The sequence below is a fragment of the Candidatus Pelagibacter sp. HIMB123 genome (assembly GCF_052048195.1).
In the GTDB taxonomy this organism is placed as follows: Bacteria; Pseudomonadota; Alphaproteobacteria; order Pelagibacterales; family Pelagibacteraceae; genus Pelagibacter.
The window spans coordinates 69,347-84,077 of sequence record NZ_JBNAIL010000008.1 but is presented as its reverse complement, the minus strand read 5'-3'; the positions used below and the strand labels follow the sequence as shown (position 1 = coordinate 84,077).

The window sequence follows — 14,731 nt, the reverse complement described above, 5'->3', positions numbered from 1 at the left end:
ATTTTATTCTCCAATAAAATGATGAATTATAGTTCTTTTTTGAGCCTCTAATCTGTGTTCAAATAAATATATGCCCTGCCAAGTTCCAAGCAGCAATTCACTATCTTTCACACTTAGAGAAATTTGATTATTTGTTAATGCAGATTTAATATGTGCAGGCATATCATCTTTTCCCTCCGTAGTATGAACATATAGTTTGTTATCCATAGGAGCTAATTTATCAAAATAATTTATTAAATCTGTTTGTACATCTGGATCTGCATTTTCTTGAACAATTAAAGAGGCGCTTGTGTGCTGAATACTTAAATTGAGAATACCATTTTTAAAGTTATTTTGACCAATCCAATGAATTGTATCATTAGTAAACTCATATAACTTTTGACCATTAGTCTTAATTTGAAGATTATAAAATTCTTGTTTCATTAATTATACTCCTTCGATGTAAGCTCATACAAACGACTAATGGTTCGTTTAAATGGTTTTTCTAACAATCTTGAAGAGGTTAATTGATCTAAATTTAGATCAGCTGTAACTGCCAATGGAATATTTTTATCATAAATTACATCTAACAAAGTGATAAAACGTTGTTGTTGATTTGAATTCACATCATTAAATTGAGGTATTTTATCTATTACTATAAATTTACAATTTTTAATTATTTCCAAATAATCTTCCGCTCCTAAATTTTGATCACAAAGTTGATTAAAGTCATATCTAATGATTCCCTCATAAAAGTTTTCTATCTTAAATTCTCTTCCCTTTACATTAATTTTTATTGAAGATTGTTTTTTATCCTTTGTTATGGTTCTAAAAAATTTGTTAATCTTAAAATTGGTTTCTTGATTAAGTGGAAAAAAATATCTTTGTTTTTGATTATCATTAGATTTTCTATAATCATCCTCAATTTTTAATTCATACTCGATTGATTGATCTTCCATTATTTTTATAAAAGGTATAAATTGTTCACGTTGAAGACCTTCTTTATAAAGTTCTGAAATTTTAGTGTTTGAAGTAAGAATAATTTTAATACCTTCTTTAAATATTTGTTCAAATAGTTTTCCTAAAATCATTGCATCAACAATATTTGTTACTTGGAACTCATCGAAATAAACTAATGAAGCTTTTGATTTTAAATTTTTAACAAATTGATTGATTACATTTTCTTCATTTTTTTCTTTTTGCTCATGGACAAAATCATGAAAACCTAACATAAATTCATTAAAATGCTTTTTTAATTTTTTTTCTTCAAGATGATCATAAAAGAGGTTTAAAATCATTGTTTTACCAACCCCTACACCACCATATAAATAAAATCCTTTTTTAGTTTTTTGTTTGGAAAATAATTTTGAAAAAAATGATTTATAATTACTATTATGGTAATCTTCTAATTTTTTAATAACTTTAATTTGATCAGGATTAACTTCTAAATTTTGATTTTCACAATAAAATATGAATTCTTTTTCAAATTTTTTTGGCATCAATTTTTTTTAGTTTTAAAGTCAATACCATACTCTGATCTTGGTCCTTTCCTTAGCCCAAATGGACCTGAGATAAATAAAGTTAATGGTTTGGTTCCTGGTTCCAAATCTACTCGATGCAAATTATTTGCTGATCTAAAACCAATATAACCTGGTGGACGCCAAAACTTGCCAGTACTTAATGTTTCCCAATAACCACCTCTTAAAATTATAGTGATATAAGGAAATGTGTGATTATGAACTCCTTCTCCATGGTCATCTGCTAGCATCTCATGAATTAATATATTGAATGGAAACCATTTAGGTCGATACCTCATCAAAACATAATAACGGTTCATCCAAGGCTTTGCCTCTTTAAAATTAGGATGTGAAGGTCCTCTATCTAATACAACTTTTTTTCTGCCAATTTTTTCTAAAAATTTTAAGAACATGTTTAGTTATATTGTACAATTGAACCATTTCTTACTACATATAAATTGTTATTAAATATAAACGGTTCAGACACTAATCCACTAGAAACTTTCTCAATTTTTATTATTTTTCCATCCTCAATCCCGGCTATGATCATCTTGCCATCTGAGTTAGTTAAAAATATGTTTTTGTCTCCAATTACAAAACCAATTGGATAAATATTTTTTCTTTTTTTATCTTTGTAATTCATAAATAGATCTGTAATTCGAACTATATTGCCTTTATTTTTGTCAATTAAATATAAATAACCTTCATTAGAGATTGTAAAGATTAGATTTCCAACCAAAATAGGTTTTACATTAGAATTAACTTCATTAATCCAGTTTGTTGTTCCTGTTTTTAAATCAATTGAATAAAACTGATTTTTATTATTTGAAAAAAATATAGAGTTTCCATCTGATACTAGTTTAGATGTCTTAAAGTTATAACTTTCATTTATTATAGAGCTACTCTGTGTAGGTAGTTGCCATGTAATTAAACCTGTCTCAATATCTACAGCTGTAATATCTCCTATAGAATTATTGAAAATAACATTATCGTTTAAAATAATTAAAGAATATTTAATATTTGAAATTGTAAATGAGTCCTCTGTTTGCAAATTCCAACATTCAGAACCATCTTTAATTTTAAAACATCTCAATGTATTTTTATAATCGATAACAAATATTTTATCTTTATGCTTTTTAATATTTGAATTAAACGGATAATCATTATTTTTGGACCAATTTAATTCTCCAGTACTAATATTCACAGAATAATATTTTGCTATACTATCAGTTACTAAAAGATTTTGACCATCTACTAAAAGATTAAGTTTTGGTTTTAATTTTTTTTCAGATTTTGAATAATGATTTTTTTTCCAAATAACTTTTTGATTATTGTCATACCTGATAATTGTGCCCTTTTTATCGAAAAATATTATACCTTTTTTTAAAAAAATTGGTTTGAAATCTAATTGATTAAGTTCCTCTAACTTTGAAAATTTAAAGTTACCAATCTTTGTTAGTTCACCTTTGTAATTTTGCAAACCAAGATTATTTTGATTTTCATTTTTTTTATTATTTATTTTTATCGATGATAAATCTAATTTTAAGTCTCTATTAAATTCCGAAACACTTATATTTTCTTCTGCAAAAACTTTTGTAATTTTTTTATCTGTTTCTAATTTATTTTCTTTATCTTTCCAAATTCTGGAGTTTTCATTAAATGAACAGTTATTAAGAAAAAATAATGCAATGAAGGTAAAAATTAATTTATTCACTCAAGTCTCTGTTCAATCTTCTCTCTGCTTGAAGCCTTATATCTGGATTTGAATTTTCTAAAGCTATTATTTGGTTAAAAAATTCTTTAGCTTTTTGATTTTGATTATTTGCATAAAAATATTCTGCCATTAAATATAAAGAATGTGATTTCCAGACACTTTGTGAATTGATCAGTGGATTTAACATATTTAGAAGGTCGCCCTCTTGAGCGTTATCTGCATTGAAGAGTGCCTTCTTGTATATAATTAAGTTGTTAATCTCACTGTCTAACGAAGTATCGTTTATCAATATATCAAATAATGAATTGATTTTGGACTGATCACTTACAAGATTATTATCAATAATAAAATAAAGTGATAGAGGTGAATAAGTTGGGTCTTTCTTGTTTATAATTTCAATTAGACTGCTAGCAGTTTTTTCTTTTGTTTTTTCTGAATAATCAATGATTATTGAATTGTAACTATCTGAAATATCCTTTTTTTTATTAATTAAATATTTATCGTAACTAAAAACACCTACTATAATAATGATTAAAATAATTATACCAGAAATAATTTTATTTTTATTGTTTACAAAAAAATTCTTAATTTTTTCATTTCTAGTATTGGTATTTATAATTGATAAATCTTCGTCCATAACTAAATCATATTCCTTAAAACGTACTGCAGAATACCTCCGTTTTTATAATACTCTAGTTCATTTTTTGTATCAATTCTGCATAAAGTTTTAATTTTCTTTATTTCGCCAGAAGCATATTTGATTTCTACTGTCACTTCATCTGAGGGATTAACACCCTTTTCTATATTTAGAATACTAATTAATTCAGAACCAATTAATTTTAGATTTTTTCTATTTACGTCTTCGATAAATTGTAATGGCAATATACCCATTCCAATTAAATTAGATCGGTGAATTCTTTCAAAACTCTCTGCAATTACTGCTTTTATTCCAAGTAATTTTGTTCCTTTAGCTGCCCAATCTCTAGACGATCCAGTTCCATACTCTTTTCCACCAATTACAACTAAATCTGTTCCTCTTTTTTTATATTCAACTACCGCATCATAGACAGGAAGAACTTTTTCTTCTGGATATAACTTTGTAAAACCACCTTCTGTACCAGGAGCCATTTCATTTCTAATTCTTATATTTGCAAAAGTTCCTCTCATCATAACCTCATGGTTACCTCTTCTAGAACCATATGAGTTATAATCTTTAGGTAAAATTTGGTGTTCCATGAAATATTCACCAGTTGGACTATCTTTTTGAATACTCCCGGCTGGCGATATATGGTCAGTGGTAATCATATCACCTAAAATTAATAATGGTCTTGCATCCTTAATTTCCTTAAATCCTTCTGGTTCATCTGGTAAAGAGTCAAAAAACGGAGGTTTTTTTACATATGTTGATCCCTCATCCCAATTATAGATACTGCTTTTATCAGTTTTAATTTTTTGCCATTGAGTTGGGCCTTCAGAAACATTTGAGTATCTTTGTATAAACATCTCAGCATTAAGTGAGTCTTTTAATGTGTCTTCTATCTCTTTATTTGATGGCCAAATATCTTTTAAAAATACATCTTTTCCTTCTTTATCTTTTCCTAATGGATCTTTGTATAAATCAACTTCCATATGACCAGCTATTGCATATGCAACAACTAGTGGAGGTGAAGCCAAATAGTTAGCTTTTATATGAGGAGAAATTCTTCCCTCAAAATTTCTATTTCCAGATAAAACTGAAACAGCATAAATATTTTCTTTTTGGATCGCTTCTACAATATTTTCTGGAAGTGGTCCTGAATTTCCAATGCAAGTTGTGCAGCCATACCCAACTAAATTAAAGCCAAGCTGATCTAAATAAGTGTTTAATCCAGCTTTTGCCAAATAATCTGTAACTACTTGAGATCCAGGTGCTAAAGAAGTTTTTACCCAGGGTTTAACCTGTAAACCTTTTTCAATAGCTTTTTTAGCTAATAGTCCAGCTCCAATTAGAACATTTGGATTAGAAGTGTTCGTACAAGATGTTATTGCTGCAATTAATATTGAACCATCTTTAATTTCATAATCTGTATTTGTTACTTTTGAAATTGATTTTTCATTTTTATTTGTAGCTTCCTGCAATACTTTTTTAAACGAACCAGGTGCATCTGTTAAAAGAACCTTGTCTTGAGGTCTTTTAGGTCCTGAAATAGTTGGTACAACTGTAGACATATCTAAAGATATAATGTCAGTAAATTCTATTTCGTTACTTGCCCATAAACCTTGTTCCTTGGCATAATTTTCTACGATATCAACAGTTTGTTGATCTCTTCCAGAAAATTTTAAATACTTTAGAGTTTCTTCATCGATAGGAAAAAAGCCACAAGTAGCACCATATTCTGGTGCCATGTTTGCAATTGTAGCTCTATCTGCAAGAGTTAAATTTTTTAAACCCTCTCCATAAAACTCAACAAACTTACCAACCACACCTTTATCTCTTAACATTTTAACAACAGTTAAAACTAAATCTGTTGCAGTGGTTCCTTCTGGCAATTTGTTTTTTATTTCAAAACCAATGACTTCTGGTATTAACATAGAAATTGGTTGACCTAACATTCCTGCTTCAGCTTCAATTCCTCCAACACCCCATCCTAAAACAGATAAACCATTTACCATTGTTGTATGACTGTCTGTTCCAACTAAAGTGTCTGGAAAAAGATATTTTTCTCCTTTAAATTCCTCTGACCAAACAACCTTCGATAAATATTCCAGATTTACTTGGTGACAAATTCCTGTTCCTGGTGGAACTATTCTAAAATTATCAAATGCCTGTTGTCCCCATTTCAAAAAAGAATATCTCTCACCATTTCTTTCAAATTCTATATCGACATTTTTTTCAAAAGAATCTGCTTTTGCAGATTGGTCGACTTGCACAGAGTGATCAATTACAAGATCAACTGCAGACAGTGGATTGATTGTATTTGGATCTTTATTTTTTTCTTTAACTGCTTCTCTCATTGCAGCTAAATCTGCAACCGCAGGTATTCCTGTATAATCTTGAAGCAAAACTCTTGCTGGTCTATATGCAATTTCAGTTTTAGATTTTTTTGTCTTTAGCCAGTTTTTAATCGCTTCTATTTGAGATTTCGTTACACTTAAATCGTCTTCGTATCTTAATAAATTTTCTAGTAAAACTTTAAGAGACTTTGGAAGTTTATTTATTCCTTCAAGTCCATTTTTTTCTGCTTCATTTAATGAGTAATAATTATACTCATTATCATTAACTGTGATTTTTTTATGTGAATTATAAGAATTTTTGTTTCCTGGGGTCATATTATAAATAAAAAGTTATTATGCTTGTTAAAAGAAGCAGTGACATAGCATAATTAAAGTAATTAATAAATTTCTGATTTGTCGCAAATTTCCTGAAAAATTTACCTAAAAAAGTCCACAGAGTTATACTAGTCACTGAAACAATTAAAGCCATAATGATAATTTGAGTCGTATAACTTACAAAGGTCTCTCCTGGATTAATGTAAGTTGAAACAAGAATAATTGATGCAATAACGCCTTTAGGATTTAAAAATTGAAAAACAAAAGTTTCATGAAACTTAATTGGATTTTTGTTTTTATTTTCCTGATCAGAAGGTCCTGAAAAAGAAATTTTGTATGCTAAATAAATTAAAAATAGAGTTCCTAAATATTTCAATACTTCTTGAATTAAAGGATAAAGCTTAAAAATATTTATCAACCCTAAAGCTAAACATAATAACAAAAAAGGAAATCCTAAAGTTACACCAATTATATGAGGTAGTGTTCTTAGAATACCAAAGTTGAAACCAGAATAGAAAGCAACGAAATTATTTGGTCCAGGAGTAAATGCAGCAACTATTCCAAATAAAGTTATAGAGAGAATTTCAGGATGCATTACTAAGCGATCGGTAATCCATTTTCTGCTTTTTGAGAGGGATGAACAAGTGTAACCTTACCATCGGCATCAATTGCTCCTAAAACTAATACTTGAGAAACTATTCCAGCAATATTTTTTTCAGGAAAATTACAAACAGCAATAACTTGTTTTCCTTTTAAATTCTCCTCATTATAATAATGAGTAATTTGAGCTGAAGATTGTTTAATGCCAATATCGCTTCCAAAATCAACTTCAACCACTAAAGATGGCTTTCTCGCTTTTTCATTTTTTTTAACAGAAATTACAGTACCAATTCTAATATCTACTTTATCAAAATCATTATAGGTAATTTGCTCTTTAATCATAATATAATATAGTGTTTTAAGTTTATGAGTATAGATAACAATTTATATGAAAAATCAATCAAGATTTTAACTGACTTAATCGGATTTAAAACTATCTCAGGTCAAGATAACAGTAATTTAATTGATTATTGTGAAAAAATTTTAAAGAACATAGGTATAGATACTTTCAAAGTTTATGATGATGACAAAAAAAGAGTTAATCTTTTTGGAACTTTAAAAGCAAAAAATCAAAGCACAAAAAAACCTATCATATTATCTGGACACACTGATGTGGTCCCAGTGTCTAAAGGTTGGAGCAGTGATCCATTCGTTGCAACTATTAAAAATGATAAATTATATGGAAGAGGCTCATGTGATATGAAAGGATTTATTGCATGTACACTTGCTTATGCACCTATCTTCAAAGAAAGTAATTTAGATAGAGACTTACATTTCTGTTACACATTTGATGAAGAGACTGCATGTATTGGAGCTCCTTTATTAATAGAGGAATTGAAAAAAAGAGATATCAAAAATGGAATTTGTATAATTGGTGAACCAACTAAAATGAAAATTATTGATGCCCACAAAGGTATGAATGAATACACAGTTCACTTTGGAGGACTTGCAGGACATAGTTCTAAACCACATTTAGGAGTAAATGCAGCTGAATATGCTACTAGATATGTTGGAAAACTTTTAGAAATTAGAGAAGAATTAAAAAAAAGAGTTCAAAAAGATAGTATTTTTGATCCTCCACATTCAACTTTATCAATTGGGGGAATTAAGGGTGGTATTGCCCATAATGTCATTGCAGATAAATGTAGTGTTGAATGGGAAACAAGACCAGTTGTGAAAGAAGATGGGGAATTTGTTACGAATGAAATTGATAAATATGCAAACGATGTACTCTTACCAGAAATGAAAAAAGTATTTCCAGATTCTTATATTAAAAAAGAAGTGATAGGTGAAGTTGTTGGTTTTAACAGATTGGATGAGTCTGAAGCATGTGAATTTGTATCAAATATAACTGGTGATAATTCTAGAGAAGTAGTTTCTTTTGGAACAGAAGCTGGTTTATTTCAAGAATTAGGAATCAGTACAGTTGTTTGTGGACCTGGCTCCATAGAACAAGCTCACAAAATTGACGAGTTCATAGAATTAAATGAAATGAAAAAATGTCTTAAATTTTTAGAAGGTGTAAAAGATAAATCGGTAAATTAACTCCAACCACCTACGGCTTTTACTTCTAAAAACTCTTCTAAACCGTGTTCACCTGCTTCTCGACCTATTCCAGAATGTTTAAAACCACCGAAAGGTGCATCAACTGCAATACCTGCCCCATTTACATCAACCATTCCAGATCTTAATTTTCTCGCAACTCTTTGTACTTTTTCAGAATCTTGAGTTTGAATATAATTTGTTAATCCATAAGCAGTATCATTTGCAATTGTTATTGCCTCTTCTTCTGTTTCAAATGGGATAACAGATAAAACGGGTCCAAAAATTTCTGTTCTTGCAACTTCCATATTATTATTTACGTCCGCAAAAACAGTTGGTTTAACAAAATAACCTTTGTCTAATCCATCAGGTTTACCTGTTCCTCCAGCAACTAATTTTGCACCTTCATCTATTCCTTTTTGAATTAAAGTTTGTATTTTATTGTATTGAGTTTCTGAAATAACTGGACCTATATGTTCTCCTTCTTTTTTAGGGTCACCAACCTCAAAACTTTCAGTATATTTTTTTAATCTCTCAATAGCCTCTTCATACATTGATTTTTCAACTAACATTCTTGTTGGCGCGTTACAAGATTGTCCAGAATTTCTAAAACATCTTAAAGCACCTCTTTCAATAGCCTCTGGATCAGCATCTTTAAAAATTATATTTGCTCCTTTACCACCTAATTCTAAGCTTACTCTTTTAAAATCTTTAGCAGCATTTTGTGAAATCAAAGCTCCTGCTCTTGTTGATCCCGTAAAAGAAATCATATTAATATCTGGATGACTTGTGAGAGCATCACCTGTTGTTGCTCCGTCACCATTAACTAAATTGAACACACCTTTTGGAAATTTTACATCATCAATAATTTCAGCAAGTATCATTGAAGATAGTGGTGCTAATTCTGATGGCTTTAAAACCATTGTACAACCTGCAGCTATTGCTGGCATTACTTTTAAACAAACTTGGTTCATCGGCCAATTCCATGGTGTTATTAATGCACAAACACCTTTTGGTTCATAAATTAATCTTTGATTAGGAGCATGCTCGCCTAATGGTTTTTCAAATGCAAAATTTTTTAAGTATCTAATAAATGATTTAATATGACTTGCTCCTGTGCCTGCTTGTAATTTTGTTGCAAAATCTTTTGGAGCACCCATCTCAAGAGTTATAGCTTCTGCAATATCTACCCATCTTTTCTTATAATTTTCATAAAGTTTTTCTAATAGTGCAATTCTTTCTTCTTTGGAAGAAAAGGCCCAAGACTCGTAGGCATCTTTAGCTGCATTAACAGCAATATCAACATCAGCTTTGTTCCCTAAAGTAATTACTGCACAATTTTCTTCTGTGGCAGGATCAATTACTTTAATTTCCTCAGAACTGTTTGGCTTAACCCACGCTCCATTAATGTAAAAATTTTTTTTGTCTAACATGTTTTGACGTTATCCTTTCTTTATGTTTTTGCAAATAAATTAGTTAATTCATAAACAATAGTTGCTGCTGCTAAAGAAGTTACTTCTGCATGATCATATGCTGGAGAAACCTCAACAACGTCTGCTGAAACTAAATTTAATCCAGACAAGCCTCTTAAAACATTTACCATTTCTCTTGTAGTCATCCCTGCAATTTCTGGTGTACCAGTACCTGGAGCAAATGCAGGGTCTAAAACATCAATATCAATTGATAAGTATAGAGGATTGTCTCCCACTCTTTTTCTAATTCTTTCTGCTATTTTATCGGTTCCTTCTGTTTGAAACTCATCACAATGAATTATTTTAAATCCAAAACTTTCATCATTTTTAATATCATCTCTACTATAAAGTGGTCCACGAATTCCAACATGCATAGAAGCATCATCTAAAAATAAACCTTCTTCTCTTGCTCTTCTGAATGGAGTTCCATGAGTATAAGGTGCACCAAAATATGTATCCCAAGTATCTAAGTGGGCATCAAAATGAACTAAAGATACAGGACCCTTATTTTTTTTATTGACTGCTCTTAACAGTGGAACTGCAATAGTATGATCTCCACCTAAACTTATAATTCCTCCAACCTTATTTAGTAAATCTGTTGCGCCTACTTCTATTTGTTTGATTGCTTCATCAATACTAAATGGATTGCAAGCAATATCACCAGCATCAGCTACTTGTTGGATTTTAAAAGGCTCAACATCATAATTAGGATGATAATTAGTTCTCAAATGTCTAGATGCTTGCCTGATGCTTTGTGGACCAAATCTTGCTCCAGGTCGATAACTTGTGCCAGCATCAAATGGAATTCCAACAATTGCAACGTCACAACTTTCCACATCTCTTAGTTCGGGAAGTCTTGCGAAAGTGCTTGGGCCAGCAAATCTTGGAACTTTAGTTCCACTAACTGGTTGAATTGGATTTTTGTTTCTTTCTTTTTTCATTTTTTAATAATCTAAGATAATATTATCTAATCTAATTCGTCTATAATAATTTAATGAAAATTTTATTTTTATTTATTCTTATTTTTCATATTTCGCACGTAAATGCTGATGAAATTTATAATCTGATAAAAATTCCTAATTTAGAAATTTATAAATTAAAAAACGACAATAATATTCGTTATTTAAGCGCTAAAGGTAATTTTAAAATTGGTGCAAATAAGAACATTACTTGTGACAAAGTTAATATAAATAATTTAAATACAAAATTTCCTTTAATTGAAAAAAATCTTAATCGATATAATTCTAATTTTCTTAATAAGATAAAATTAAAATATATTGTATTTTGTGAAAATTTATTCATCTCTGAAATTAATACTGGGGGAATACCTGATAATAAAAATAGGACATTAATTTTAGATATTAATTTTAATAAAAAATATTTTGAAAGAATGATGCACCATGAAATTTTTCATATGATACAAAATACTCACATTGAATATTTTGATGAGGATAGATTTTCCTCTTTTAATCTAAAATCATTTAATTACGCTGAATGTTCAACTTGTTCTGATAGATTAAATTTAGATCTATATGAAAAAACTGATGGTTTTTTAACAGAATATTCTAAATCTATCCCATCTGAGGATATGGCTGAAATTTTTTCATTTTTAATGACTGATAAAGAAACAATTGAAGATAAAATTAATAGTGACAAAATCCTAAATAACAAAGTGAATTTTATAAAATTAAACTTAGCTAAAATAGATAAAAATATTTTATGATTAAAACTATTAAAGCTTCAAAATCAGAAAAAATTTTATTTATATTTTTAATTAGTCTTTCAATTTTTGCTTTTACATCTTTTTTTTTATTAAAAAATAAATGTCTATTTGTTGGAAAAAATAATTTAAGTAAACTTAATTTTAATGAACCAAATAATATTGCAGTAATGAATGTTGAGTGTGGAAATGTAATAATTGAACTTTATCCAGATATTTCTCCAAAAGCGGTAGAAAGATTTAAAATTTTAATTGAACAAAAAATGTATGATGGTTCTGCTTTTTATAAAGTTTCAGAAAATACTTTTGTACAAGCTGGAGATATTGAGTATGGAAATATAAATAATTTAAATTATTCCAAAATTGGTAGCGGAAAGTCTGGATTAGGATTGTTAAAATCAGAACTGAGCGATGATTTTAAATTTACAGAGGGAAGTGTAGGTTTTGCTAGAGCAACAGAATTTGATACAGAAGATAGTGAATTCTTTATTACATTAAAAGAAATTCCAATTTATCAAGGTGAATATACTCCAATTGGTAAAGTAGTTTATGGTTTAGATATATTAACTAAAATTAAAACAGGTAATAAAGCAATTTATGTTTTAAGACCTGATTATATTAAAACCCTGAGAATGTTTAATTCTAATTAACCAAAGGTTTACCAGTCGACAATGTGTGTTTAATTCTTTCTTGAGTTTGTTTTGTTTCTATCAATCTCATAAAAGAGTCTAGTTCTAATTTATAAAGATCATCCTCTGACAATACTTTTTCAATAGTAGTATCTCCACCGCTTAAAACGTTTGCAAGCTCAGTTCCAACATGCATACCATGATCTAAAATTACCTTTTCGTTGTATAATTTCTCTAAAACCTTAACCATTTTATCTTTCAACGGTTTTCCAGAAAGTTTGAAGTTACACTCTTCTGGAGGAATAAAATCATTATTTTGATCAATTAAATTTTTTGATTCCTCAAAAAGACTGTTTCTGTTCATTATTTTTTTGTCTTCTGGTCTTAAATATTTTAATGGCTCAGCCTCGATTGGAGATGTAGCTGTTTTAGCATAACCAATAATATCAAAAACTTTTAATGGTGCATAATCTGGGTCTGATTTTGCTTCTTCTGTTTGTGACCATCTCCACAACATTTCTTTACATCCCCCACCTGCTGGAACTAATCCAACAATAGTTTCAACTAATCCAATAACTAAATTTGTGTGTGAGGCTACAAAATTACTTTGAACTAAAACCTCAAAGCCTCCTCCAAGCGTAAGTCCAGAGGGAGCTGATACAACTGGGTACTTAGAGTATTTTAAAGTTTTGCATGTATCTTGAAAATACTTAATGAATTTTTCAATTGATTTAAAATCTCCTTTATCAGCAAAATTCATAGTATAACTTAAATTTACACCTGCTGAAAATTGCATGCTTTCATTAATTATTATTAAGGGTTTGTCAGTTGCATTTTTCAGTGCATCCATTGAGTCATAATCTAATGCACAAGCTTTTGTTGTAAATTCAACAATATTAAAATCTTTAAATCGATGAATTTCAGCTGAATTATTTTTATCCAGTTTAATTGCTGATGGTCTTATTTTTCCTAAAGTTTGAATGTCTGTATAAATTTGTCTTTCTCCATAGAAATTTTCATCTTTTGTTTTTGATAAATTTTCTAAAAATTTATTATTTTCAAAGTTATCGATTCTTTCAAAGAAATTCTTTACCCCTATAGATTTTAACATTTCAAAAGGACCCATTGCCCAATTAAAACCAAGTCTCATAGCTTCATCAATATCATTAAACTTATCGGTAATTCCTGGAACCAGTGAAGATGCATATTTAATTATTTTTGAAATTACAATCCAGGCATACTCACCATACTTATCTTTTCGATTAATTAAATTATTGATGTCAACAGTCTCAATTCCTAAATCTATTTTTTTTGTTGCTGAATACTCTCCTGTTTCTAAATTAATCGCTTCTAAAATTTTTTGATCTCCACTTTTATTCATTCTATAAAAGCCACCTTTTCCTTTACGACCGGTGTAGCCTGTCTCAATTAATTTTTTTACTAATGGAATTTCTTTTGCAACAATTTGAAATTCATCTTTATCTGAAAGTTCTTTTATAAAGCTTTTTAATACATCAGCCATCAAATCAATTCCAATCAGATCATACAATCCAAATACTCCTGTTTTAGGTATACCCATTGGTCTACCAAAAACTGCATCCGCTTCTTCTATTGAAAGTTTCATTTTGAATGCTTCCGTCATGGCAACCTGCATAGCATAAACACCAATTCTATTACCTAAAAACCCTGGGGTATCATTACAGATTATAGCTCCTTTACCAAGCTCAACTTCACAAAATTTCTTTAAAGAATTAATTTTATTTAAGTCGTTATTTTCGTTTTTAACAATTTCTAACAATCCCATGTATCTGACAGGATTAAAAAAGTGAGTGATGCAAAAATCTTTTTTTTCTTCATCATTTAGTTTTTCTGATAGAACTTTAATTGGAATTGACGATGTATTTGATGAAACTATTGCACCTTTTTTTCTGTTCTTAAATATCTTTTCATAAATATTGTGTTTAATATCAATTCTTTCTACTACTGCCTCTACCACCCAATCTGCATCTTTTACTACGTCAAAATTTTCTTCAATATTTCCAACATTAATATTGTTAATTTTGCTCTTATCTATTAGCAATGGAGGTCTAGAATTATGAATTCTTTCTCTAGCTTTTTCGCTGATTTCAGTTGTTAAATCTAAAAGAGTAACTGGTACGTCTGCATTACATAAGTGGGCAGCTATCCCGCTACCCATTGTACCAGAACCAATAACTACAACTTTTTTAATTTCCATAGCGACTTCTATA

The 14,731-nt window shown here is 29.1% G+C and carries 14 protein-coding genes; 3 read left to right on the top strand and 11 right to left on the bottom strand.

What is annotated here, in order from left to right:
• Window positions 1–3: 3 nt before the first annotated feature.
• From ACTTBL_RS02545 to ACTTBL_RS02510, 8 genes are read right to left on the bottom strand one after another with little or no spacing between them, the layout of a single operon-like run.
• Complete coding sequence (locus tag ACTTBL_RS02545) at window positions 4–423, bottom strand: secondary thiamine-phosphate synthase enzyme YjbQ (protein WP_023854184.1); 420 nt, start codon at window positions 421–423, stop codon at window positions 4–6.
• A complete protein-coding gene (zapE, locus tag ACTTBL_RS02540; protein WP_440643473.1) occupies window positions 423–1,478 on the bottom strand; it encodes a cell division protein ZapE in 1,056 nt (351 codons plus the stop codon). The genes ACTTBL_RS02545 and zapE overlap by 1 nt, the downstream gene beginning before the upstream one ends.
• Window positions 1,478–1,909 carry a hypothetical protein gene (locus ACTTBL_RS02535; RefSeq protein WP_075504010.1) on the bottom strand — a complete coding sequence of 144 codons (432 nt, stop codon included), beginning with the start codon at window positions 1,907–1,909 and terminating at the stop codon, window positions 1,478–1,480. Before ACTTBL_RS02535 ends, zapE begins: the two co-directional genes overlap by 1 nt.
• Before the next feature lie 2 nt (window positions 1,910–1,911).
• A complete protein-coding gene (locus ACTTBL_RS02530; RefSeq protein ID WP_440643472.1) occupies window positions 1,912–3,210 on the bottom strand; it encodes an outer membrane protein assembly factor BamB family protein in 1,299 nt (432 codons plus the stop codon).
• The gene (locus tag ACTTBL_RS02525) at window positions 3,203–3,847 is read right to left on the bottom strand and encodes a hypothetical protein (protein WP_440643471.1); all 645 of its coding nucleotides are present in this window, start codon (window positions 3,845–3,847) and stop codon (window positions 3,203–3,205) included. Before ACTTBL_RS02525 ends, ACTTBL_RS02530 begins: the two co-directional genes overlap by 8 nt.
• Before the next feature lie 2 nt (window positions 3,848–3,849).
• Window positions 3,850–6,519, bottom strand: a complete 2,670-nt coding sequence (gene acnA, locus ACTTBL_RS02520; protein ID WP_440643470.1) for an aconitate hydratase AcnA — start codon at window positions 6,517–6,519, stop codon at window positions 3,850–3,852.
• A 1-nt stretch (window position 6,520) separates the two neighbouring features.
• Window positions 6,521–7,114 carry a LysE family translocator gene (locus tag ACTTBL_RS02515; protein ID WP_440643469.1) on the bottom strand — a complete coding sequence of 198 codons (594 nt, stop codon included), beginning with the start codon at window positions 7,112–7,114 and terminating at the stop codon, window positions 6,521–6,523.
• 2 nt (window positions 7,115–7,116) lie between these two features.
• Complete coding sequence (locus tag ACTTBL_RS02510) at window positions 7,117–7,458, bottom strand: tRNA-binding protein (RefSeq protein WP_075536140.1); 342 nt, start codon at window positions 7,456–7,458, stop codon at window positions 7,117–7,119.
• 27 nt (window positions 7,459–7,485) lie between these two features.
• Between ACTTBL_RS02510 and argE the strand changes: the two genes are divergently transcribed.
• Window positions 7,486–8,664: an acetylornithine deacetylase gene (gene argE / locus ACTTBL_RS02505; RefSeq protein WP_440643468.1), complete on the top strand. Its 1,179-nt coding sequence runs from the start codon at window positions 7,486–7,488 to the stop codon at window positions 8,662–8,664.
• Here argE and ACTTBL_RS02500 read toward each other — a convergent pair.
• Entirely contained in the window at window positions 8,661–10,094 is a 1,434-nt protein-coding gene (locus ACTTBL_RS02500) for an aldehyde dehydrogenase family protein (RefSeq protein ID WP_440643467.1), read from the bottom strand. The genes argE and ACTTBL_RS02500 overlap by 4 nt on opposite strands.
• Window positions 10,095–10,114: 20 nt before the next feature.
• The gene (speB, locus tag ACTTBL_RS02495) at window positions 10,115–11,074 is read right to left on the bottom strand and encodes an agmatinase (RefSeq protein ID WP_440643466.1); all 960 of its coding nucleotides are present in this window, start codon (window positions 11,072–11,074) and stop codon (window positions 10,115–10,117) included.
• Between the two features lie 53 nt (window positions 11,075–11,127).
• Here speB and ACTTBL_RS02490 point away from each other — a divergent pair, with 53 nt between their 5' ends.
• Both ACTTBL_RS02490 and ACTTBL_RS02485 read left to right on the top strand, forming a co-directional pair.
• Entirely contained in the window at window positions 11,128–11,856 is a 729-nt protein-coding gene (locus tag ACTTBL_RS02490; protein WP_440643465.1) for a putative zinc-binding metallopeptidase, read from the top strand.
• On the top strand, window positions 11,853–12,503 hold the full coding sequence (locus tag ACTTBL_RS02485) for a peptidylprolyl isomerase (protein ID WP_440643464.1): 651 nt from the start codon (window positions 11,853–11,855) through the stop codon (window positions 12,501–12,503). Before ACTTBL_RS02490 ends, ACTTBL_RS02485 begins: the two co-directional genes overlap by 4 nt.
• Here the strand turns inward: ACTTBL_RS02485 and ACTTBL_RS02480 are convergent.
• The gene (locus tag ACTTBL_RS02480) at window positions 12,496–14,718 is read right to left on the bottom strand and encodes a 3-hydroxyacyl-CoA dehydrogenase NAD-binding domain-containing protein (RefSeq protein WP_440643463.1); all 2,223 of its coding nucleotides are present in this window, start codon (window positions 14,716–14,718) and stop codon (window positions 12,496–12,498) included. The genes ACTTBL_RS02485 and ACTTBL_RS02480 overlap by 8 nt on opposite strands.
• Window positions 14,719–14,731 lie beyond the last annotated feature (13 nt).